The 23,520-nt window shown below is 60.3% G+C and carries 19 protein-coding genes; 11 read left to right on the top strand and 8 right to left on the bottom strand.

Annotated elements, in window-relative coordinates:
- Positions 1–7 precede the first annotated feature (7 nt).
- The 3 genes from NE851_RS34150 to NE851_RS34140 form a co-directional block, all read right to left on the bottom strand.
- On the bottom strand, positions 8–898 hold the full coding sequence (locus NE851_RS34150; RefSeq protein WP_047619606.1) for a carbohydrate ABC transporter permease: 891 nt from the start codon (positions 896–898) through the stop codon (positions 8–10).
- Positions 895–1,854: a carbohydrate ABC transporter permease gene (locus NE851_RS34145; protein WP_080759980.1), complete on the bottom strand. Its 960-nt coding sequence runs from the start codon at positions 1,852–1,854 to the stop codon at positions 895–897. The genes NE851_RS34150 and NE851_RS34145 overlap by 4 nt, the downstream gene beginning before the upstream one ends.
- 75 nt (positions 1,855–1,929) lie before the next feature.
- Positions 1,930–3,408: an ABC transporter substrate-binding protein gene (locus NE851_RS34140; RefSeq protein WP_127431811.1), complete on the bottom strand. Its 1,479-nt coding sequence runs from the start codon at positions 3,406–3,408 to the stop codon at positions 1,930–1,932.
- Between the two features lie 209 nt (positions 3,409–3,617).
- On the opposite strand from NE851_RS34140, the gene NE851_RS34135 reads away from it, so the two are divergent.
- The 4 genes from NE851_RS34135 to NE851_RS34120 are packed head-to-tail and all read left to right on the top strand — an operon-like array spanning position 3,618 to position 8,188.
- Positions 3,618–4,328 carry a GntR family transcriptional regulator gene (locus NE851_RS34135; protein ID WP_028757005.1) on the top strand — a complete coding sequence of 237 codons (711 nt, stop codon included), beginning with the start codon at positions 3,618–3,620 and terminating at the stop codon, positions 4,326–4,328.
- Between the two features lie 55 nt (positions 4,329–4,383).
- Positions 4,384–5,550: a mandelate racemase/muconate lactonizing enzyme family protein gene (locus tag NE851_RS34130; protein ID WP_127431812.1), complete on the top strand. Its 1,167-nt coding sequence runs from the start codon at positions 4,384–4,386 to the stop codon at positions 5,548–5,550.
- Between the two features lie 59 nt (positions 5,551–5,609).
- Positions 5,610–6,971: a mandelate racemase/muconate lactonizing enzyme family protein gene (locus tag NE851_RS34125; protein ID WP_048338738.1), complete on the top strand. Its 1,362-nt coding sequence runs from the start codon at positions 5,610–5,612 to the stop codon at positions 6,969–6,971.
- 17 nt (positions 6,972–6,988) lie between these two features.
- Entirely contained in the window at positions 6,989–8,188 is a 1,200-nt protein-coding gene (locus NE851_RS34120) for a mandelate racemase/muconate lactonizing enzyme family protein (protein WP_127431813.1), read from the top strand.
- A gap of 421 nt (positions 8,189–8,609) precedes the next feature.
- Here the strand turns inward: NE851_RS34120 and putA are convergent, their stop codons facing one another.
- Together putA and NE851_RS34110 are read right to left on the bottom strand one after the other, a co-directional pair.
- A complete protein-coding gene (putA, locus tag NE851_RS34115; RefSeq protein WP_254962507.1) occupies positions 8,610–12,317 on the bottom strand; it encodes a trifunctional transcriptional regulator/proline dehydrogenase/L-glutamate gamma-semialdehyde dehydrogenase in 3,708 nt (1,235 codons plus the stop codon).
- Positions 12,318–12,345: 28 nt separating this feature from the next.
- On the bottom strand, positions 12,346–12,552 hold the full coding sequence (locus NE851_RS34110; protein WP_047619595.1) for a hypothetical protein: 207 nt from the start codon (positions 12,550–12,552) through the stop codon (positions 12,346–12,348).
- 173 nt (positions 12,553–12,725) lie between these two features.
- Here NE851_RS34110 and NE851_RS34105 point away from each other — a divergent pair, with 173 nt between their 5' ends.
- Positions 12,726–13,220 carry an Lrp/AsnC family transcriptional regulator gene (locus NE851_RS34105; protein ID WP_063473475.1) on the top strand — a complete coding sequence of 165 codons (495 nt, stop codon included), beginning with the start codon at positions 12,726–12,728 and terminating at the stop codon, positions 13,218–13,220.
- Between the two features lie 55 nt (positions 13,221–13,275).
- Here the strand turns inward: NE851_RS34105 and NE851_RS34100 are convergent, their stop codons facing one another.
- Positions 13,276–13,653, bottom strand: a complete 378-nt coding sequence (locus NE851_RS34100; RefSeq protein ID WP_028756998.1) for a winged helix-turn-helix transcriptional regulator — start codon at positions 13,651–13,653, stop codon at positions 13,276–13,278.
- Positions 13,654–13,807: 154 nt separating this feature from the next.
- Between NE851_RS34100 and NE851_RS34095 the strand changes: the two genes are divergently transcribed.
- Together NE851_RS34095 and NE851_RS34090 are read left to right on the top strand one after the other, a co-directional pair.
- Complete coding sequence (locus tag NE851_RS34095; protein ID WP_097544994.1) at positions 13,808–14,200, top strand: DoxX family protein; 393 nt, start codon at positions 13,808–13,810, stop codon at positions 14,198–14,200.
- Positions 14,201–14,236: 36 nt separating this feature from the next.
- Complete coding sequence (locus tag NE851_RS34090) at positions 14,237–14,983, top strand: SDR family NAD(P)-dependent oxidoreductase (protein WP_063473474.1); 747 nt, start codon at positions 14,237–14,239, stop codon at positions 14,981–14,983.
- Between the two features lie 122 nt (positions 14,984–15,105).
- Here NE851_RS34090 and NE851_RS34085 read toward each other — a convergent pair whose 3' ends face one another.
- Positions 15,106–16,143: a class I SAM-dependent methyltransferase gene (locus tag NE851_RS34085; RefSeq protein ID WP_028756995.1), complete on the bottom strand. Its 1,038-nt coding sequence runs from the start codon at positions 16,141–16,143 to the stop codon at positions 15,106–15,108.
- Between the two features lie 180 nt (positions 16,144–16,323).
- Here NE851_RS34085 and NE851_RS34080 point away from each other — a divergent pair, with 180 nt between their 5' ends.
- Both NE851_RS34080 and NE851_RS34075 read left to right on the top strand, forming a co-directional pair.
- Complete coding sequence (locus NE851_RS34080; RefSeq protein ID WP_127431815.1) at positions 16,324–18,321, top strand: putative bifunctional diguanylate cyclase/phosphodiesterase; 1,998 nt, start codon at positions 16,324–16,326, stop codon at positions 18,319–18,321.
- 158 nt (positions 18,322–18,479) lie between these two features.
- Positions 18,480–20,132 carry an acyltransferase gene (locus tag NE851_RS34075; protein WP_254962506.1) on the top strand — a complete coding sequence of 551 codons (1,653 nt, stop codon included), beginning with the start codon at positions 18,480–18,482 and terminating at the stop codon, positions 20,130–20,132.
- A gap of 13 nt (positions 20,133–20,145) precedes the next feature.
- On the opposite strand, the gene NE851_RS34070 is transcribed toward NE851_RS34075, so the two are convergent.
- A complete protein-coding gene (locus NE851_RS34070) occupies positions 20,146–21,033 on the bottom strand; it encodes a LysR substrate-binding domain-containing protein (RefSeq protein ID WP_254962505.1) in 888 nt (295 codons plus the stop codon).
- Positions 21,034–21,143: 110 nt separating this feature from the next.
- Between NE851_RS34070 and NE851_RS34065 the strand changes: the two genes are divergently transcribed.
- A complete protein-coding gene (locus tag NE851_RS34065) occupies positions 21,144–22,397 on the top strand; it encodes an aromatic ring-hydroxylating oxygenase subunit alpha (RefSeq protein ID WP_127431818.1) in 1,254 nt (417 codons plus the stop codon).
- Positions 22,387–23,478 (top strand): FAD-binding oxidoreductase, encoded by a 1,092-nt coding sequence (locus NE851_RS34060; RefSeq protein ID WP_127431819.1) that lies wholly within the window; start codon positions 22,387–22,389, stop codon positions 23,476–23,478. The genes NE851_RS34065 and NE851_RS34060 overlap by 11 nt, the downstream gene beginning before the upstream one ends.
- Positions 23,479–23,520 lie beyond the last annotated feature (42 nt).

Here is a 23,520-nt window from a genome sequence, read left to right as displayed (position 1 = left end):
CAACTCCCTAGTGCTTGACTGCGCCTTCCGTGAGGGCGCGTACGAAGTATCGTTGCAGGACGAGGAACAGGACCACGACGGGCACGCTCATCATGAAGCTGGCGGCCATCAGGCCCGGAAAGTCCGTCGTATTTTCAGAGAAGAAGCGCTGGATGCCGACCGGCAGGGTCAACTGCTCGTTCTTGGAGAGGAAGGTGTAGGCGTAGATGTACTCGTTCCAAGCGCCGATGAAGGAGTAGATCGCCGTGGCGATGATTCCTGGCGCCGAGAGCGGCATCACGATCAGGAGAAAGGCCTGGAACCGCGTCGCTCCATCGATGCGCGCCGCCTGCTCGAGCTGCACCGGGATGTTGTCGTAGAAGCCCTTGAGGAGCCAGATTGCCAGCGGCAGGCCGAATGTGAGGTAGGTGAGAACGAGCGACCCATGCGTGTTCACCAGCCCGATCGCCCGCATCAGGATGAAGAGCGGTACGAGAAAGATCACCGCGGGGAACATGTTGCGAAGCAGGACGGCGAAGAACAGAAAGTTCCGGCCCGGGAAGGTGAAGCGCGAAAACGCATAGGCCGCAGGAACCGCCACGATCACCGAAAGGATGGTCGTAGCCATGGAGACGAAAAGGCTGTTCCAGAAGAAACGCAGGAAGTCCTGGCCGACGCTGTTTTGCGGATCGAGCAGCTTCTGGTAGCTTGCCAGCGTGGGCTGGTCCGGCCACCACTGTGGCGGGAATTGCATGGCCGCGAAGCCGGACTTGATCGAGGTGATCAGCATCCAGATCATTGGCAATGCGGTGTAAAGCAGCATGAACACCAGGAAGATGCGTCCGCCCCACCGCCACCCATCGAAGCGCCTATGGCGACGCGCCTGGCCTTGACGAGCAGTCTGCGCAATTGTGCTCATTGGCTCGCGTCCTTCTGCTCATTGCCGCTCAGCGCCCGGACATAGAAGTAGCCAAGCGACATCAGGATCAGGAACAGCAGCACCGAATAGGCTGATGCCACCCCCCAGCGCTGACGTCCGAAGGCGAGCTCATAGATGTGGGTGATCCAGATATGCGATGCGTTCGACGGCCCGCCGCCGGTCATGATCCAGGGGATGATGAAAGAATTGAAGTTGGCCACGGCCAGCAGAAGGATCGTCACCGTCGAGACGTTTCTCAAGTGCGGAAAGGTGACGTGCCAGAATCGCTGCCATGCATTGGCTCCGTCGACCTTTGCGGCGCGCAGCAACTGGTCGGGAACCGTCTGCAGACCAGCCATCATCATGATCATGGCAAACGGAAACTCCCGCCAGATATTGACGACGATCAGCGAGGGCAGCACCGTGCTGACGCTGTCGATGAAATTCGGCGGCCGATCGGCCCATCCGAGGCCGACCAGCACCGCGCCGATGATCCCGAAGTCCGAATGGTAGATCCACTTCCAGATATAGGACGCGGCGACCGCGCTGATGACCCAGGGAATGATCAGGATGGCGCGCAGGATGCCGCGGCCGACAAAATCCCGATGGAGCGCCAGGGCGCAGGCAAACCCCAGGACAAATGCGATGAAGGTGGATCCCAGTGTCCAGATTAGAGTGTTGGAGGTGACCTTCCAGAACACCGGACTTGTGAGGATGGCAGTGTAATTGTCGAAGCCGATAAAAATCTTGTCGCGGAGCTGCAGGCCGGGCGGTGTATTGAAGAACGACAGCTCGATCGTGTAGTAGATCGGATAGGCTATGACGATGAGCATCACGGCGATTGCAGGAAGCACGTACGCGTAGTCAGCGCGATGCTCCCAAATCTTTCGCAGGATGCCGGACCTATCGGGTTGAAGTCTTCGGCGAGCCTCTGCCTTGCCGATCAAGATCGTCACTGTGGCGTGCCCTTATTCTTGGGAACAACCGGCTGCACTCTCGGCGCAGCCGGTCAGGTCGTGGTCAGGCCTGGACTAGAGTCCGCCGTCCATCAGCTCTTTTACCTTCTTGGCCGCGTCGTCCGCTGCCTGGTCGACGGTCATGGCTCCGGTCAGGGCATTCTGCAGCATGTCCGGGACAATGATATTCATGATCTCGGGGGACTGTGGCAGCGCCGGGAACGGAATGCCGTATGGCAGCATCGAGGTCGTGACATCGAGGAACTTGATGTTATCAAGACGTTCCTTCATCCATTTGGTCTTGAAGCCGTTGAGGTTTCCCGGGTTCGAGCCGGCATAGGCCATCTTCAGCGACCATTCGGGGCTCGTCCACATGCAGATGATCGCCTTTGCAGCCGGCTCGTCCACCTTGCCGCCCTCGACATATTCGGGCTTCAGGATGTGAATGTTCGAGCCGCCAAACACGACGGCACGCTTGCCATCGGGGCCGGTCGGGATCAGGCCGTAGCGCATGTTGTCGATGACGGTCTGCGCCTTGTCCTTGTCGGTAGCCGTCGCTTTTTTCTGCAGGTCGAGCATGACGTTGTAGTCGGACGGGTGCGAGATCATCATGCCGAGCTGGCCAGCGAGGAAGAGGGGCTGGTTATCTGCCTGCTGGTTGGTGAGTGCCGAAACCGGAACCGACTTGTCGCGAACATACATATCGTAGGAGGCTTGCAGCGCCGCCTTGCTCTGCGGGCTATTGAGCTCGACCTGCTTATAGGTCGGGCTCGCGGTGGCTTCGTCGAAGACGCCGCCGCCATAGGCCCACAGCTGCGGCATGAAGCGATACGGCGTATTGCCGGCATTCTTGCGAGCCACGAGGCCGTAACCGGCAATGCCGAGCTCGTCGTGGATCTGTTTGGAATACTTGACGACATCGTCCCACGTTGCCGGAGCCTTGTCCGGATCGAGGCCTGCCCGCTTGAAGATATCGGCGTTCCAGATGAACGCCATCGTCTCGTTGTTGGTGGGAATGCCGTAGGTCACGTCCTCCCAGGTCACGGCCTTCATTGCGCCCGGCCAGAAGTCCTCGGTCGAATACCCGACATCCTCGGGTTTGAGCGGCTGCAGATAGCCTTTTGAGGCGAACTCGGTGCCGCCCAGGATTTGCAGGCGGACCGCCATGGGCGCTGCATTGCCAAGGAGCGCGGTCCGGAACTTGTCCAGAAGGTCGTTATAGGTGAGGGCTTGTTCCTCAAGCTGGATATTTGGATAGGTTTTGCGGAAGGTCTCGAAGAACTCCTTGTAATACTGGCGCAGGAGGTCGGGGTCGCCCTCGAACACGCCCTGATACCAGAAAGTCAGTCGCCCCTTGTAGTCGAGCGGGGTGACCTTGGCGCAATCGCCCGCCGTGTCAAAATCCTGCGTGCCGGCAATGGAGCGCACATATTCCGGCGACCACTTGCTCAAGTCGACCGGCGCACCCAGCGCAGACGCGGACATCAACGATACCATCAAAGCAGTAGAGACAGTGCCGCGCAGGACGGCACCGCCGAGTGAAATCCTCGTCATAGGTATCCTCCAGGTTCTCTCCCATGCCGCTCTGCGTCGAGGCGAGCGGTCTTTGCTCGCGGCCGCGGGACATTTACGGCCAAATGTATCCTTTCGAGCTTATCATACGTTTTCAGATCATAGATTGCCTGTCAACTAGCGAAATCGTACATTGTTTATGGAAAGATCGCGTGATATCCGAGCAATATGTGTATTTATTGGGGACAGCCTTGGCCGAAACAAGCGATTTTAAAGCGCAGCCGCCCGAAGGGATTGACGCTATCGGGGCCTCCAGCGAGGGTGCCTCGCTTTATCAACTGATCAGGGAAGACATCATCGAGGGGCGGCTCGCTGCCAACGAACGGCTTGTGGTCACCGATCTCGCTCGGCGCCACGGCACTTCGACCAACCCCGTGCGCGAGGCCCTGCAACTGTTGCGCGGAGAGGGCTTCGTCACCTTCGTTCCCAACCGCGGAGCGCGCGTCCGGCCCATCGATCAGGATTTTGTTCGGGACATCTACGAGATCGGAGTCTTGATCGAGCCGGCCCTGACGCGATGGTTCGTGAATATGGCCACCGTCGAGGACATTGCCGAACTCGAACGCATCCAAGGCCTGATTGAAGAGAATGACTTCGCCGACACGTTGAGGCACAGCGAGCTGGACACCGCCTTTCACACCATAATGTACCAAAGGCACTACAACCGCCACGCCGCCGAGCTTTGGTGGAAGCATCGCGAAGTGCTTCGAGCCGTGAGCCGGCGTTTCAACTTCACGCTCGCCCGGCGTGCCGCGATCCTGAGCGAGCATCGCGAACTCATTGCGCATGTAAAAGCGGGAAACGCCAACGAGGCAGGCGAACTCATTGCACGCCATGTCGAAGGCTCCGGCCGGCACATCCTCGAACACATGCGGGCGCGGAACGCGGCTCGGGCAGGATAGACTACAGGGCCCGGGAATATCGTTCTCCCGGCCAATTCAGACAAAGGCAATTGAGATGAAAATCACCAGCGTTCGGCCGTGGTTAATCAGATCCGATGCTTCTTATTGGGGAGAGTTTCTGTTCGTCGAAGTGACAACCGACGACGGGGTGAGCGGCTGGGGAGAGATCACCACCACGACAAGGCTCGCCAACCGCGCCCTCTGCACGATGCTGCGGCAGATCGGTGCCGCGGTAACAGGCGAGGACCCGGCGCGTATCGAATATCTTTGGCACAAGATATTCCGCAGCTTCACCTATATGGGCAGTCGCGGCGCCGCAGTCGAATGCGTAAGCGCCATCGACATCGCCCTTTGGGACATCCGAGGCAAAGTTCTTGGTAAGCCGATTTACGAGCTGTTGGGCGGACCGGTACGCGATGAAATCGCGCTCTACACCCATCCCAACCAGGCTAAATTTACCAGCAAGGAGGCTGTGGTCCGCGAAATTAGAGACATCGTCGAGTCCGGCCACACGGCGCTCAAGTTCGATCCTTTTCCCCACCAGGGCCGCACCGCCGATGGCCAGTCCCGCGAACAGCGGGACGGCTACCTTGATGGCAGCATGACCCGCAAGGACGAGCGCGAAGCCGCCGAACTCACGGCACTCATCCGCGAAACGGCGGGCTCTGATGTCGACATTCTCATCGATGCGCATGGCCGGTTCGACGTTCCCACCGCCATTCGCCTCTGTCGGAGCCTCGAGGAAGCCGGTAAGATCGACTGGTTCGAGGAGCCCTGCCCGCCCGAGAGCCTCAACGCCCTCAAGCAGGTCCGGGAGAAGGTCAGTGCCGCGATCTCGTGGGGCGAGCGCGGCCACACGAAGTGGGATTTCGTGCCGGTGCTCGAAAACAAGCTCGCCGACTACATCATGCCTGACGTCACCTGGACCGGCGGCATTACCGAACTCAAGAAGATTTCTGCCCTGTGCGAAGCCTACTACATCCCGGTCTCGCCGCACGACGCCGCAGGACCGATCAACGTGGTTGCAGGAGCACAGGTGATGATGACCGTTCCCAACTTCTACAAACTCGAAACCTCGGAGTGGAACCTGGGCAAATACGATCACCTCATCGACAGGCCACTCGATGTTTCGAACGGCAGCCTCAAGCTTACGCAGAGACCTGGTCTCGGCGTCGAAATGAACCGCGATTACCTTCAAAGCCACGAGATAGAGCTGGATTAACAACGCTCTATGCCGCGCAGCCGTGCGCGGCGAACCCGCCGACAGAACGAGGATAAATCATGCCAGAGGCAGATGAAGCCGACGAAGCGCTCAATCGGGTGAATACGCATTCCAAGCCGTCCGACCTTCGCATTACCGATATGCGGGTAGCCGAAATTGTCGGCGCGCCGTTCACCTCAGTGCTGCTCAAGATCTACACCAACCAGGGTATCGTCGGGCTTGGCGAGGTGCGCGACGGTGCCAGCGCCACCTACGCGCTGATGCTGAAGAGCCGGTTGCTTGGCGAGAATCCTTGCAACATCGACCGCCTGTTTCGCCGGATCAAGCAGTTCGGCGGGCACGGGCGGCAAGGCGGCGGCGTATCGGCGGTTGAAATCGCCTTGTGGGATCTTGCCGGCAAGGCCTATGGCGTCCCCATCTACCAGATGCTCGGCGGCCGGTTTCGGGAGAAAGTGCGCGTCTATTGCGACACCGACGCCACCGTGCCGAGCGGCACAGAGACCGGCAGGCGCCTCAAGCAACGCATGGAGCTGGGGTTCACCTTCCTCAAGATGGATCTGGGGCTGATGCAGATTGCGGATGTGCCGGGTGCGGTCGTGTCTCCTGCCGGCTCGCTTGAAGGATACCGCGACCACCCCGGCCGCGGCCCGCTGAAGACCATTGAAGAGCGGCGCATCCGCAACGCGGCATACGATGTGCATAACGTCCCGCACCCGTTTACCGGCCTCCACTTTTCCGACAAGGGCCTCGACTTCCTTGAGCAATACATTGCCGAGGTTCGTGAGGTCATCGGCATGGATATTCCGCTCGCCATCGACCACATCGGCCACATCTCAGTGCAGAACGGCATTCGCCTCGCCAGGCGTATCGAAAAATACGTGCCAGCCTGGCTCGAGGATGTGATCCCGTGGCAGTACACCGAGCAGTACCGACAGCTGCAGGACGCAACCACGGTGCCGATCTGCACCGGCGAGGACATATACCTCAAGGAGGGCTTCGAGCCTCTGCTCAAGAGCAGCGGCCTCTCCGTTATCCATCCGGACCTGCTCACCAGCGGGGGCATCCTCGAGACCAAGAAGATCGGCGATATGGCGCAGGACCATGGTGTCGCCATGGCGATCCACATGGCGGAAAGTCCGATCGCCGCAATGGCTGCCGCACATGTGGCGACCGCGACCGAAAATTTCATGGCGCTCGAATACCACTCTGTCGATGTCGACTGGTGGGACGATATCGTCACCGGCCTTCCCAAGCCGCTCGTGAAGGACGGCTTTATCACTGTTCCGGACAAGCCGGGCCTGGGAATTGACGACGTCGTCGACGAGGTGATCTCGCAGCATCTACAGCCGGGTGTCACCGGCATCTGGCAGCCCACGGATCACTGGGACGATGAATATTCCTGGGATCGCACCTGGAGCTGAGGCGAAAAGGAACCAAGATGAAGATCACCGATCTGCGATGCGCCGTTATCGGCAAACACCCGATCGTTCGCATCGTCACGGACGAGGGTCTCTATGGCTTGGGCGAAGTCGAGTTCACCAAGTCCTACCTCAAGCCCTGGGTGCTGCATTTCCGTGAGGCGCTGATCGGCGAGGACCCGACCGACGTCGAGAGAGTGATGCTGAAGATCCGCCAACGCGGCTCATTCAAGCCGTACGGTGCGGCGGTGAGCGCTATCGAGCATGCGCTGTGGGACATTGCCGGCAAGGCCGCGGGCGTGCCCGCCTATAAACTGCTCGGCGGCAAGGTGCGCGACAAGGTGCGCGTCTACAACGGCTCGATCCGCCGGAAACGCACGGGCGACCGGCCGGAAGATTACGCCGCTGACGTCAAATGGATGATGGAGCAGCCGCAGAACTTCTTCATGATCAAGCAAGGAATCTCGTTCCACTCCAATATGAAGGACACCATTGAGGGCTTCCACTACGGCGTGACGCAGCAGAAGGCCGGCTATCACGGTGCTATGGATCAGGGCGTGATCAGCGAGCGCGGTTTCAATCACATGCTCGACTGCGTGATCGCGATGAAGGAAGTGCTGAGCGACAAAGTCAGCCTGGCGCTCGACTGCGGCCCGGGCTGGATGCTGCCCGATGCGATCAAATTCGCTCGCGCGGTCGAGAAGTACAATTTGATGTGGCTCGAGGACATGCTGACTGGCGACTATGTACCGTGGGTCAATCCGCAGGCCTATCGGGAACTGACCATCTCCACCTCGACGCCCATCCACACTGGCGAGCAGATCTACCTGCGACACAATTTCAAGGAACTGATCGAGACGCAGGCGGTGCGCGTCATCGGCCCCGATCCAGCCGATATTGGCGGTATTGCCGAACTCAAATGGGTCGCCGAACACGCCTACATGCACTCGATCCTGATGGCGCCGCACGGCACCGCCAACGGCCTGTTGGGGCTCGGCGCGTTGATCAATGTCTGCGCCACCTTGCCGGCAAACTACATCGCGTTCGAATATCCGACCGCCTCCGACCCCTGGTGGGAGGATCTGGTCGTCGGCTTGCCGCCGCAGATCGTGAAGGACAGCATGGTGGACCTACTGGAAGCGCCGGGGCTGGGGCTGGATATCGACGCCGAAGCGGCCAGGAGATATCTCAGGGAAGAGGATGCGGGCTTCTTCGACTGAATCTCCCTCCACCGGCATGACGTGAATCGCAGTAAGGCCCGCCGGTATGGGAAAGGAGATCGTGCTCCCCGCGGACCTGCAAGCAACTCCTCGCTGCGCTTGAGCAGCGGTCACCGATAACGGCCTGTAAGTACGACCTCGAGCCCGGCGACGGTCGCTCCAGACGAGGCAGATGAACACCAATCTCTTAGCAGTAAACCGCATCGTTGGGTCACCAGTGCGAATCCTGCCTGAAACTACCTTTCCAATCGTCTGTCCTCACGCCACCAATACCGTGTCGCGACGGGATCGCCGCCCGTCGCTCTGATAAGCCGAGGCATCGAGATTGAATCCCGGGAAGAGGACCTCTTTTCCGTCTCGAGTTAATCGAGACCTGCAAGACGCGGCCGAGGGCGCATTTTTTGCGCCCTCGTTTTGCTGCTCAGCCAATGGCCATCAGACTTGCATTGCCGCCGGCAGCCGCCGTGTTGATCGACGTCGACACCTCCTCCAGCAGCCAATTCAGGCAATAGGCCTCGGGGTCGCTTGCCAGTTCCTCGGTTGTCGCCGCCTGGACCAGCAGAAGCGGACCGGGCAGGTGAGCGATCTTCTGATTGACGGCCAGAACCCTTTCGCGATCGCCTTCCACGAGCGCACCCGAGAACGGCCCGTCCTTTTCCCAATCCGATGTCCAGGAAATCCGGCCGGCGACAGCCGCCGGAAGGTCCGCCAGGACCGATTTGGATAGGGAACCCGCATCCACGACGATGTGGTTGCCCGTTGAAAGGGCTGCGGCGATCTGTCGATGAAGCCCGCCTTCCGTCTGCGGCACGATAAGAATACGGCCGCGGGGATGGAGCGCGTAGAGATTGCGCTCCCCGACCGGACCGGTGAGCTCGCGTTCGAGCCCGAGTGCCGAACGGCTCGCATATCCACGCGCCGCTTCCCCCTCACCCGGCAAGCCCTTCTTGTCGAGCCAGACAATATAGTCGCGAAGGGCGAGATCCGTGTGAACGGAGTCCTGCTGCGGCGGCACGGGCGCACGCTGCACCAGCCGGCCGATATAGAGCGGACCACCGGCCTTCGGCCCTGTGCCTGACAAGCCGCGACCACCGAAAGGCTGCACGCCGACGACCGCGCCGATGATGTTGCGGTTGACGTAGAGGTTTCCGGCCTTGATGCGACTGGTCACATGCGCGATCGTTTCATCAAGCCGAGTGTGAAGTCCGAATGTGAGGCCGTAACCCGATGCGTTGATGTCGTCGATCAAGCGGTCGAGCCCGTTTCGCTTGAAGCGGACGACATGCAGAACCGGTCCGAAGATCTCTCTCGTCAGGTCCGACAAGGACTTGATTTCGATGATCGTCGGCGGAACGAACGTCCCCGCCGCGGCACTTTCGGGCAGCGGCAGCTGATCCACCTTGCGGCCGGCGCCGCGCATCTTCTCGATATGCTGGTCGATCTCCGCCTTTGCGCCGTCATTGATGACAGGGCCGACATCGATGCTCAGCCGATCGGTGCGGCCGATCGTCAGTTCCCGGAAGGCGCCCTTCAGCATATTGAGGGTCCTGTCGGCCACATCGTCCTGAAGGCAGAGAACGCGAAGTGCAGAGCAGCGCTGGCCGGCGCTGTCGAAAGCCGAGGCAATGACGTCGGCCACCACTTGCTCGGCCAATGCCGAGGAGTCGACGATCATACCGTTCTGACCGCCCGTCTCGGCGATCAGCGGAATCGGCTTGCCGGTCGCCGACAGCCGTTCTGCCAGCTGCGCCTGGATCATACGAGCCACTTCGGTCGACCCGGTAAACATGACGCCTGCCGTTTCCGGAGCCCCGACCATGCCGGCGCCGAGGCGGCCGCTGCCGGGCACGAACTGCAGGACACCCACCGGCACACCCGCCTCGTGGAGGATCTTCACACTCTCCGAGGCGATGATCGGCGTGACGCCGGCAGGTTTGGCAAGCACGGGATTGCCGGCCACCAAGGCCGCGGCGACCTGTCCGGTGAAAATCGCCAGCGGAAAATTCCACGGGCTGATACAGACGATCGGGCCGAGCGGCGCATGCGACGGCCCGAGGGTCTTGCGTGCCTGATCGGCATAGTAGCGCAGGAAGTCGATCGCCTCGCGCACCTCGCCGACGGCATTGGCCGCGGATTTGCCGGCTTCGCGCATGACGATGCCCATCAGCGTCTTGATGCGGGCCTGCATGATGTCGGCCGCCCGATCCAGGCAGGCCGCACGCTCGGCCGGCGGCACGGCCGCCCATTGCGGCGCATGTTCCGCGGCCATCGCAACGATACGGGCTGCCTCCTCGACCTTCACTTCCGTGACCGTGCCGACGACGTCCCGGTGATCGGCAGGATTGAGAACCTCGCGCGTCACCCCATCCGTCGAGCCGTCGGCAAGGAGGGGAAGCGCACGCCATGGGGCAGCCGCGGTAGAGGCGAGCGCCTGCGACAGGTCCAGGAGGGTGGCCTCATTCGAGAGATCCAGGCCGTCGGAATTGGCGCGGGCACGGCCGTAAAGAGCCTTTGGCGAGGCGATCTGGATGTGCGGAAGGCCAACGACGGGCATGGCTGCGACGATCTCGGCAGGATCGGCGACCAGGGCCTCGACCGAGACATTCGGATCGGAGATGCGGTGCACGAAGGAGGAATTGGCGCCGTTTTCGAGAAGGCGCCGCACCAGATAGGCGAGCAGCGTCTCATGCGTTCCGACAGGCGCATAGATGCGGCAGGGCCGGTCGAGTTTTTCCTTGCCGACGACCTCGTCATAGAGCGGTTCGCCCATGCCATGCAGGCATTGGAACTCATATTTGCCGACCGCGAAGTCGGGACCGGCCAGGTGATAGATCGTGGCAAGCGTCTGCGCATTATGCGTGGCGAATTGCGGGAACACCGCATCGGGCGCGTTCAGCAGCTTGCGCGCGCAGGCGACATAGGCGACGTCGGTGTAAATCTTGCGGGTATAGACCGGATAGTCGTCGAGACCGTCCAGCTGGGCGCGCTTGATCTCCGCATCCCAATAGGCGCCCTTGACGAGACGGACCATGATCCGGCGCCCGGACCGGCGTGCCAGATCGATGATGTAGTCGAGGACGAAGGGGCAGCGCTTGCCATAGGCCTGCACGACGAAGCCCAGCCCGTTCCATCCGGCAAGCTCCGGGGCAAAGCAAAGCTCTTCGAGGAGGTCTAGCGAAAGCTCCAGCCGATCAGCCTCCTCCGCATCGATATTGAGGCCGATATCATAAGTCTTGGCGAGAACGGCCAGCGCCTTGACTTTCGGCAGCAGCTCTCCCATCACCCGGTCGGCCTGCGACCTCACGTAGCGCGGATGCAGGGCCGAAAGCTTGATCGAGATGCCTGGGCCGTCATAGATGCTGCGCCCGTCCGACGCCTTGCCGATGGCGTGGATCGCCTTTTCATAATCCTTGAAATAACGCTCGGCGTCCGCGGCAGTCGTCGCGGCTTCGCCCAGCATGTCGTAGGAATAGCGGAAGCCGCGCGCTTCGAGCGGCCGAGCGCGTTTCAGCGCCTCTGCGATCGTCTCGCCGGTGACGAACTGCTCGCCCATCATGCGCATCGCCATATCGACGCCGCGACGGATAACCGGCTCGCCGGCGCGCGCGATCAGCCGCGTCAGGGCTGCCGACAGGCTCCGGTCGTTGACCGTCGATGTCAGTTTGCCGGTGACGACGAGACCCCAGGTGGCGGCGTTGACGAACAGGGATTTTCCGCCGCCGATATGGGAGGTCCAGTTGCCTTCGGCAATCTTGTCGCGGATCAGCGCGTCCCGCGTGTCGGTATCGGGAATGCGCAACAGCGCTTCGGCAAGACACATGAGCGCCACGCCTTCCTGGCTGGAGAGCGAATATTCCTGCACCAGCCCTTCGACACCGGTGCCCTTGTGCTTGGCGCGCAAGGCCTCGATCAGGCTGCGGCCCGTGCTGCGGATGTCATAGCGTTTCGCCTCGGAGACGCGCGCGGCGGCGACCAGTGGCGGCAGGCATTCGGTTTCCGGCCGGCGATAGGCTGCCGTGATCGCCTGGCGAAGGTCGGATTGCGGCCGGATCGGTGGCGCAAAGGCCGAGAACGGCGCTCCGTCGGCGGGGTCTTTGGATGGAGGAGTGTCGATCGCTGCGTTCAACATGAAGGTCCCTATCGGTCGATATCTGGTTTTAACGGATGAATGAGACGCCGGGTTCATCGTCCCAGTCAGCGTCGTCCGAGACAACAGGGCCGGAATATTCCGTCTCGCGAAGCGGACGCGCATCCGGCCTGTTGCGCTTGAGGGTGAGCGCCGCTGCAACCGCTCTTATCGCCACCGGCCGGTAGTGAGCGAGCAGGTCCAGCTTCTGATCGTCATCCGGTTCTTCCCTACGCATGCGTGACCCCATTTTTCCTGCGGCGCCGATGCGATCCCGACGATGCGTCGAGCGCCTGCGCCTTCCATCCCATTGCCGATGCATAAGGTATCACAGATCGCCGATCGCGATCTCACTTGATTTTCGCAGCTTTCAGCCTGTATGAACTTATTAAAGCATTCTTGAGAGTTAAAATGGCTACTGAACCTGACATCTTTAGTGAATTGGACCAGTTCGACAGAAAAATCCTCGCGGCTCTTGCCGAGGACGGCAGACTGTCGATCACCGATCTCGCGGCGCGTGTCGGCCTCTCGAAGACGCCGTGCCAGATCCGCTTCAAGCGGCTCATCAGCGACGGCTATATCGAGGGCTTCAAGGCCGTCCTCAATCCATCGAAAATGCAGCTCGACCATATCGCTTTCGTCGAGGTGAAGCTTTCCGATACCCGCGAAGATGCGCTGAAAAGCTTCAACGACGCCATCAAGAAGATCAGGGAAGTCGAAGAGTGCCACATGATCGCCGGCAGGTTCGACTATCTGCTCAAGATCCGCACACGCGATATCGGCCGCTACCGCCGCGTCCTCGGCGAGCGCATCTCGACGTTGCCCCACGTTGCCAACACATCGACCAATGTCGCGATGGAGACGATCAAGGAAGGCTGGGACAAGTTCGGTTCGAGTCTTTCGTGAACCTATTGCCGGCGACCGGCCCGGCGCAGTTCAAGACCGCGCGCACTTTTCAGCATCATGCCCTGGCTTTCCGGCCGCGTGCGCTCGGCTTCACCGGCACGCTCTTGCCGTACTCGTTCCACCATGCCGTCAAAGCTTCCATGGTGGGGCCGAGGCCCCGCGCCTTTTGTGTGATCTCATATTCGACGCGCGGAGGAACCTCCGCAAAGATGGTGCGGGACACGAGGCCGTCTGCTTCGAGCTCACGAAGTTGCGCCGTCAGCATGTGCTGGGTGATGCCGGGAATAGCCTTCCTCAATTCGCCAAACCGATAGACCCGCTGATTGAGCAGCCACATGATTTCCAGCTTCCATTTTCCCGAAAGCAACGCGAATGCGCGACGCATCTCCTCATGCATATTGCCTTCTTCTTCAACCATGGTCTGCTTTTCCATACTAACAGCAAGTAATTCATCCTACTTGCAAATATGAATCTTAGACGACATTTCTCTGCGTGCACAAGGGAGCGCAGAAAGGCGCCTCCCAAAAACAAACCGACAGACTCGACGAGAGGAATGTTGCTGCGTGGGCAGCGACAGGGATGAACTCATGCCTGAATTTTACGTGTACTGGATCAGCACGGCGCTTCTATCCGTGCTCTACCTCGCCTCAGCCGCCATCTATGTCACCAAGCGAGACTGGGTTCGCCAGGTTCTGGCGGAACTCGGATTCCAAGCTTCCTATCTCATTCCGTTCATGATCATCATCAAGGTTCTCGGCCCGGCCGCGATCCTTTCCCGCGTCAGCGTGCCGCTCAGCGATCTCGCCTATGCCGGCATCTTCTTTCACCTGCTGCTGTCGGGCCTCGCCCATGTCGGCGTTCGAAAACCCGCCGGCGCTCTGCCAGCGGCGGTCGGCCTGGCGCTGCTGGTCACCTCATTCATGACGCAGAACGACGCCCGCGACGTCCCCTCCCCTTACGTCCAGGCCACTGCGCACTGAGGTCCGATAATCCCAACCCAAATCAAGGAGATAGAAATGGGTCGACTCAATGGAAAAATTGCCATCGTCACAGGCGCAAGCCGCGGCATTGGCCGTGCCACGGCAAAGTTGTTTGCGGCCGAAGGCGCGAAGGTCGCAATTCTTTCGCGGACATCCGAAAGCGTCGAACGCGTTGTCGCTGAAATCGTCGAAGCGGGCGGCGCAGCACTCGGCACCGTCTGCGACGTCGGAGAGGCCGATCAGATCACGGCCGCGGTGGACAAGGTTGTCGCTGCCTACGGCCGCATCGACATTCTCGTGAACAATGCTTTCGATGGCTCCGCGGTCTTGTCGTCGGTCATCGACCTCTCAGTCGAACAACTGCAACGCAACTTCGACACTGGGCCGATCGCCTATCTGCGCTTCATGCAGGCTTGCTATCCTCATCTGAGGGAAAGCGGAGAAGGCCGGATCATCAATTTCGGCTCGATGGCCGGCACCAGCGGGTTGGCTGGTTATGGTCCGTACAACATGGCCAAGGAGGCGGTGCGCGCCCTGACCCGCACGGCGGCGCGCGAATGGGGTGCGGACAAGATCACCGTCAACAACGTCCTGCCGATCGCCGACACCTGGGGGGCTGCGGAAAAGGAGGTTCCTCCGCCGATGAGCGCGCTCGCGCGTTTCGGCTCGCCGGAAGACGACATTGCGCCGGTGGTGCTGTTCCTGGCCAGCAAGGATTCGCAGTTCATCACGGGCTACAGCCTTACCCCCGACGGCGGCGCAATCATCGACAGCGCTCGGTAACAGTCCTCGGCAACCGTCGATGAGCAAGGGGCGCAGCATGTTGCGCCCGTTGTCCAGCGCAGCGCGACCTTGGCGGCCGAGCAGGCGCTGAAGTTCGGCAAGCCGTCGAGCCAACGTGGGGCCTAATGCGGTCTTTGAATTTCACAGTAGACAATGCTGCGGTTTGAGCCGGACCAAACAGACACCTTCATATCCGTCCCCGTCACGCTTTCACCGGCGATCAAGCCCATCTCTCGTTCTGACCGCAACAGCAGCGCCCAGTTCATAAATGTCTCCATATAGCCATCGACCTCCGTCTCCGGAGAGAAATTGGCGAACAGGAATGTGCCGCCAGGCTTGAGCATGCTGATGCACTTCTTGGTCAGCTTTACGGCGACCGGGTCCGGCAAATAGTCGTAGAGACCCGCGGCATAGACGAAATCGAACATTCCCAGCGCATGTCTTCCACCGATCAGGGATTTGACCGAACCGCTCATCGCCTCGACGGATGTGCCGGCGAAATCGCGGGCTACGGTTCCAACGCTCATCGGGTCTTGATCCAAAGCCACCCAGCGTTTGATCGCGCCGGCACCGAGAGCGTGCGACAAAGGCCCCTCACGAAGATGCCCCGCCGCGATGGCGAGGACTTCGGTGGAACCAGGCCGCGCCGAAGCGATTTCGTCAACGCGGCGAGCCAGAATGTCTCGACGCTCCCTTACCGCTAGGGATGACGAAGCATTTCGAGTGTAGGCGTAGATCGAACGGCCCAAGTTGCTGGCCGATAAGACAGCGTCCTCAATCTCAGGTCTGCCGTAGATGAAGTCGAGAAGGCGTGCGTCGCCAGAATAGCCGCGCGGCTTTTCGAACGACCAGCGGGTCAATGGATCTTGATGAAGATAGTGAGCAACTGGATGAGATTGCGCGATCGGAACGATGACGTCCCATACCTCCGGATGAAAGCGCCGCCGTATCTGATGCAAGGCGGCGGTCAGACGCTCGATGATCGCATGAGGCTCGACGCCGGATTTGAACTGACGGATCGACACGTCAAGGCTGAGGGCAAGCTCGGCACTCGCAACGATAAGGTGGCCGGGATCTGGGGCAGCAAGCCTCCTTGCCGCCCGACGAATTTCACCTGGCGCGACAAGACTTTCACCGTCCAAGACCAGGCTTTGTACCATTTCGAGACCTCTTTGACATAGCATTAAGCATAATCAACCTCGAAATAGGATGCGACTAGAATCTACACGGGATAAGGGTATTTCTACTATTGCGGGTCAGATGCCACCCCTCTAACAAAGCTAAGCAATAAGACAAACCGGTTGCAGGTTGCCGAACGTGATTTTGGAGGGCGCCGAAGTATGGCTTACTTTTCAACTTACTTTAGATCGTTGTCAGACCGGTGTTGTTGCATGATCGCGGCTTGCGCTAACGTCCAGCGCGACGAACCAACCGCCAGCTTTTCATTTGCCGAGGCCCTCAAGTCTCTGAAATCTGAAAATGATGCTGTCCGAAGGCAGAGCTCACGGCATGGTCTTTGGATGGCGGTCGCCGTTTATGTGGCCTTCGCACTTCCAGACCGATGGCTGATCCCCGATGTTGCCCCTGTGACGATCGCCGCGCGATTCGTCGTTGCAACGGTCGCTCTGCTGACTTTCGAAATCTTGCGACTGGCAAATGCGAAAACCGTCTGGCTTGACATCACATGTGCCGCTGCACTGCTTGTGGGCTATGTGGGCTGGCTGTACCCGGCGATTGCCACCCGCGATGTCACCGCCATGTCATACTACATGATATTCGGCGCCATCTTCATGATGGGCGCCAACCTCTTTTTCAGTTTCCCGTTTCGGCTTTCGGTGATCACCTCGAGCCTCGTTCTATGCGCATTTTTCGTTACGATCGAGGAATTTTTTCCTTCAAGCCAAACCTACAAGCTTGCCTTCGGGTTGTTCTACATTTCGTGCTTTGTCTTCACGTCTTTCGTCAATTGGCGCTTGAACGTGGAGCGTCGAAACGTGTTGCTGAACGCGGCGGAGGCGCGCCACCAGCACTGGGAAGCGTCCGAGCGCGGAAGGTCCCTGCTCGAGCTTTCACATACTGACTACCTGACAGGCATAAGCAACAGACGCGCGCTGGATCGGCGACTCGACGAATGCTGGGCCGCTTGGAAAGACGAACGCCGCGACTTCTCCGTGTTCCTCATCGACGTCGACTTTTTCAAACGCTTCAATGACCGCTACGGACATCAGGAAGGAGACCGATGCCTGACTGTCATCGCCAATGCGCTGAAGGCACTTGTAGAGTCGTCAGATGGCATGATCGGCAGGTATGGTGGCGAGGAATTTATCGTGGTCGTGCCGGCTGCCCTCCCCAAGGTCGCGATGACTCTCGCCGAGAAGATCAGAATGGAAGTCGAGTCTCTGGCGATTGCTCACGACGAGCGACCAGATGATATGTCGATCGTAACCGTCAGCATCGGCGTCGCCTTCACCCGCGAGAAACTTGGAGAGAAAGTTGAACGAATAGTCCGTGAAGCCGACCTCGCTCTCTACAATGCCAAAGCAAGTGGCCGAAACTGCATTCGTAGTTTTGATCCGTTGTTGCCTCGCCCCGACGACTATGCTGGTAAACTCGTCCCGCTGCTGGCGGCCGCCATTGATCGCAAACTGGTCTCGCTGGTGTACCAACCGATCTTCGACGTGACGAACGAGAAACCTAGAGCTGTCGAGGCTTTGATGCGCCTCAGGATGCCGGACGGCACCGCGGTTTCGCCGAAGACGTTCATTCCCGTTGCAGAACGAAGTGGCGCTATCCTCGAACTGGGCAGGTGGGCGATCGAGACGGCATGCCGTGATATACTGATGACCGATCGGATGGCTACCGTCAGCGTCAACGTGTCGCCAATACAACTGCGTTCCCCCGGCTTTGCTGCCAGCGTTGCTGATATCCTTGCTCGGTGCGGGGTCTGCGGGTCGCGACTGGCCTTGGAAGTCACTGAGGGCCTGGACATGGATATGCAATCGGAGGTCCTGAAATGCATTGCCGATCTGCGGGCACTCGGCGTCGAAATCTGGCTTGATGACTTCGGCTGCGGCTTCGCGGGTCTCTCCTGGTTGAGGGCAATCGAGTTTCAGACGGTCAAGGTCGATAGAACCTTCCTGCACGACAGCTCGAACCCACGCGGTTTGATGATGCTTCAGGACATGATTGCTCTCATCCGCAATCGTGGGAATACGATCCTGGTGGAAGGCGTCGAAACTGCAGCACAATTTTCCCTTCTCAAGGATCTTCGCATCGACCGTGTCCAGGGCTTTCATATGGGAATGCCGGTTAGCGCTGAACTTCTGAGCGCGGCATAACTCGATCTCACGGTTTCCGGTTGCTCCGCACGTTGCCGATGATCGGCGCGTGTCGGATGTCTTGCTTTTAAACGGATCAGGCAGTCTGATGCAGCGAGGCAATGGATCGCTGAAGGCAGACGAATATTCAGCGGCTGAACCTGAGAATGAGGAGCAGGATGGATCACGCCAACAGCCATCACATATCGGCGAGCGAAGAGCGGGAAGCGCGCAGGCTTCAATACCTGACCTGGGAACACATTGCGTCGGACCTCCGTCATCCAGCCCACCTGGCCCGCAAGGCGGAACTCCGGCGATCATGCGATGCGGAGCTTGCTGAGACGTCCTATATCGCCGAGCATGCCGCGATCTTCACCGAAAGCCTGATGATGGGCGAGCGCTCCTGGATCGCCGGGCACGCACTCGTCCGCGGCCATGTGATCCTTGGCGACGATTGCACCATCAATCCCTATGCCTGTGTGTCCGGCACGGTGACCTGCGGCAATGGCGTGCGGATTGCCTCGCACGCCTCGATCGTCGGCTTCAATCATGGCTTCGAAGATCCGGCCATTCCCATCCACCGCCAGGGTGTCGTCAGCATCGGCATAGTGATCGGTGACGACGTCTGGATCGGCGCCAATTGCGTGATCCTCGATGGCGTCACGATTGGAAATGGTGCGGTGATCGCCGCCGGAGCGGTCGTCACGGGCGACATTCCCGCCATGTCGGTTGCCGGCGGCGTGCCGGCCCGGGTGCTGCGGAGCCGAGGCTCGGCGCCCAGGAAATCCGGCACGGGAGACATCGAAGATCAGTTGGTCAGGCTCGGCCAAAAAGCGAAAGACCAATGGCCCGATATCCTTGCACGCTGGAAAACGCAGGGAACCTATGAATCGCTGGAAGCGGACGGCGTCCGCAGACCGGCGATCCGGCATTTATGCGATGCCATCGAGATCGCTGCCGGGTTCGGCCACTTGCCGCCTGACCTCGATGCGGCGGCGATCGTCGAACTTCTGCAAGGCCTGCAGGAACAAGAGACCGGGCTATTCCCTGAAAAGCATTCGCGCATGCATGGCAAGGCGCTCAGGGATGATCCAAAGGCGCTCTATAACGTCCTTGCGGTTGGCTATGCGCTTGAACTGCTTGGCTCCAGCCCGCGACAACCGGTCCACGCGGTCGAGCTTGGCGCTGACGAACTCGATGAATGGCTGCGCGCCCTGCCCTGGTCGACCCGGGCGTGGCATGCCGGCAGCGTGGTCGATGCGATCGGAACCGCCATGTACTTCAATGCGAAGTATTTCGGCATCCGGCATTCACGGCAGGAACTTTTCGAGTGGCTGAGCCGCAATGCCAACAGCGTCTCCGGCCTATGGGGCGAGCCGACTGCGCCGGAAGGATGGCTCCAACCGGTGAACGGTTTTTATCGGCTGACACGCGGCACCTACGCCCAGTTTGGCGCAGCGCTTCCGCACCCGCACGCCTCGCTCGAAACGGTTCACCTCAACTATCGCAACCACAAGGGCTTCGTCGGCGCGAAATACAATGCCTGCAACCTGCTCGATACGATTCATCCCCTGCTGCTGATTGCCCGGCAGACCGACTACAGGCGGGCCGATGGCGAAGCGATCGCCCGCAATCTCATATCGAAGGCTCTGGATCGATGGCGGGATGGTGAGGGATTCCCGTTTGCCGATGGCGGCGAACCGGGCTTGCAGGGGACGGAAATGTGGCTTTCGGTCATTCACCTGGCCGCCGATTTCCTCGGCCTGGCGGATCGCTTCGCCTTCGTCCCGAAAGGCGTCCACCGAACGGCAACTGTGGGACTGGGTTTGTGACGATAGTTTTCGATCAACCGTGCAGTGATGCTGTCAGCCAGGCGGCGGCAAGGTCGCGCGCATTGCTGCGCTTGGCTTTGACCGGCACGATGACGTTGTAACGATCCTCGGCGGCAAGCTCGCCGCCATCGGCCTGCACCAAGGTTCCATCCTCCAGAAAGGTGCCGACCAGCATCCGCCATCCCAATGCCATCCCTTGGCCCGCGCGCGCGGCTGCGATGGTCTCGGTATAATGATTGAACCGCAGCGACGGCTTTATCTCGAGATTGGCGCCAGTCAGCGAAAACCACTGCGCCCAGCTATACCAGGAACGATCGAGAACATCGGTTTCGATGAATTCATCACCGGAGCCCAGCGGACCATCTTCGCGGCGCCTGAGGTAATCGGGAGAGCAGACGGGGCAAATGACGTCGCCGCGCGAGGCGATGACGGTTCCATCGCTGAAGGGAGGCACACCGTATCGAATTGCCACGTCGACTTCTCCATCGTCGAGGGCAATCGGGCTGTCCTGGGAAATCACCCGCACCAGAATGCCAGGGTTTGCCCGACGGAATTCGGCCAGCCGCGGCAGCAGCCAGAAAGAAGAGAAGGCGACGGTCGCGCCTATCGTCACGACGTCCTGGCTGCGCGGCTGGATCGCTTCCACGCCCTCGGCGATATCGGCAAGGCTCTTGGCCAGCGTGGCGCCAAGGTTGATGCATGCCGTTGTCGGCTCGATCGCTCGATGCTTGCGCACGAATAAGGGCTGGCCGAGCTCCTCCTCCAGCAAGGCAATCTGCCGGCTGACCGCTGCCTGGGTGACACCGAGTTCGGTCGCAGCCGTGGTGAAGCTTTTCCGTCTCAGCACCGCCTCCAGGGTCACCAGCGCCGTCAGCGATGGGAGCCGTCTTCGGAAATGCATCGCAAACCTCTCCTCGCATGATAAAAACTTATGCGAACGTGATTTTTTATGCCGTTGAAATGCCGGGTATGCAAGGGCAATCTAGGGAAACTCTCGCATAAGAGGTTCTCATGCTAAACAGACTTCCTTCTTCCATTTCAGCCCTTCTCGACGCTCGTGCCAACGGTCACTCGCTGCCGGCCGGGCTGTATGTCAGAGAAGATGCGTTCGAAGCAGACATCGACGTTTTCTTCCACAATCACTGGATCTGTGTCGGCCTCGACTGTGACGTTCCCGAACCCGGCGACGCCACGGTCATCGATATCGGCAAGACGAGCCTGATCCTCCTGCGCGACGACGACGGTGAAATTCGCGTCCTGCACAATGTCTGTCGCCATCGCGGCTCCCGCCTTCTCGATCCGGGCAAGACGATCGTCTCAAAACTCGTCTGTCCCTATCACACCTGGACATATGAACTGACGGGCGAGCTCAGCTACGCCCCGCACATGGGCAAGGACTTCGACAAGGAGTGTCGGAGCCTCAAGCCCGTCACCTTCAAGTCGATCGGCGGGCTGATCTACGTCTGCCTCTCCGACAATCCGCCCGAGGACATCGCTCTCCTCGAACAGGCCATGGTCGAGCGCCTCGCTCCCTACGACATCCGCAATGCCAAGATCGCTCACCAGACGGACGTCATCGAGGACGGCAACTGGAAGCTCACGATGGAGAACAATCGCGAGTGCTACCATTGCTCCGCGAACCATCCGGAGCTTTGCGTCTCCTTCGTCGATCTCGACTTCGGCTTCGACCCCGAGACGCTGAGCCCGGAGGATCGCGAACAGGCCGAGGAGCATTTCAGGCTGTATGAAGAGCGGACGAAGGCGTGGGAGGCTGACGGCTTTCCCTCGGCTGCCGTCGAGCAACTCGCCGACTGCGCCACAAATTTCCGCACCCAGCGGCTGATCATCGCAGGCGCCGGTGAATCCCAGACCCACGATGCCACCGCCGCATCCTCCAAGCTGCTCGGGCACATGACCCGCAAGGATCTCGGCGACATGCATCTTTGGGGCCACAACAGCTGGAACCACTTCATGGGCGACCATGCGGTGGTGGCAACCGTCATCCCGCTGTCGGCGGGCAAGACGCTGGTCAGAACCAAGTGGCTGGTCCACAAGGACGCCGTCGAAGGCGTGGATTACGATCTCGACAAGCTGACGGATGTCTGGGTGGCAACGACCGACCAGGACGCCGATCTGGTGGCGCGCTCCCATGCAGGCGCTCTCGACCCGGCCTATCAGCCAGGCCCCTACTCCCGCTTCTCCGAGACGAACCTCGACAAGTTCGCCACCTGGTACATCGACCGGATGCGCGCACATGGATACTAGGAGCCCGCAAGCGGCCACAGCCAGGGCCGCTCTTGACGACGTCTGGAACCCGGAAGAAGACGACACGCTCGTTTGTCTCGACGTTCAGCAGGAGACCCACGACGTCAAGACATTCACCTTCGCATCGCGCGAGGGCAAGCGGTTCGCCTTCAAGGCGGGACAGTATTTTCTGTTCGATCTCGAGCACAATGGAGAGGCGGAAAACAGGTGCTACAGCATCTCGTCTTCGCCGCATCGGACGAATGCCTTCTCCGTGACGGTGAAGCGCGTTCCCGGCGGCAAGATCTCCAACTGGCTTCATGACACGCTGGCTCCCGGGGCAGCCGTCAAGGCGAACGGTCCGCTCGGTCACTTCGTCAGGCCCCAGACGGCGGGACGTAAGCTTCTGCTTTTGTCCGGCGGCTCCGGCATTACACCCGTCATGTCCATTCTGCGTGAGATCGCCGACAGTTGCGAACCGGCCGACGTCGTCTTCATGCATGCCGGCCGGACGCCCCAGGATCTGATCTTTCGCGACGAGCTCGCCTGCATCGCCCGCAGGCTGAAAGGTCTTCGCCTCCACTTTCTCCCGGAGACCGTTGCCGGCGAGCCGTCCTGGCCCGGCCTGACCGGTCGCATTTCGAAAGAATATATCGGGCTTGCCGTTCCCGATATCACTGAGCGAACCGTGATGTGCTGCGGTCCCGCCCCGTTCATGGCGGCTGCGCGCGGCATTGCCGCCGAACTCGGCGTCGCCGGCTCGAACTACCTGGAGGAAAGCTTCGACGCCGCTGTCATCGACGAACCCGAAATTCCCGCGGTTCAGGAGGCGGCTGCCAAGGTTTTCCAGGTCACCTTCTCGAAACAGGCCCGCAGCATCGCGGTAACAGGCGAGCAGAGCGTGCTCTCATGCGCGAAGAAGGCGGGCGTCAGGATACCGTCATCCTGTGCGAACGGCGTCTGCGGCACCTGCAAATCGAAGCTCGCCTCCGGGACGGTCGACATGAACCACAATGGCGGAATTCGCCAAAGGGAAATCGACGCCGGCTTCTTCCTGCCCTGCTGCTCGAAGCCGCTCAGCGATCTCGTCATCGAGCGCTGAGCGCCCGGTAACGTCGCGCCATTCACCGACGACAAGGACTGA

It is taken from the genome of Rhizobium anhuiense bv. trifolii (genome assembly GCF_024346605.1).
Classification (GTDB): domain Bacteria; phylum Pseudomonadota; class Alphaproteobacteria; order Rhizobiales; family Rhizobiaceae; genus Rhizobium; species Rhizobium anhuiense.
The sequence above is the reverse complement of the archived record's forward strand: the minus strand, read 5'-3'. Positions and strand labels throughout refer to the sequence as shown.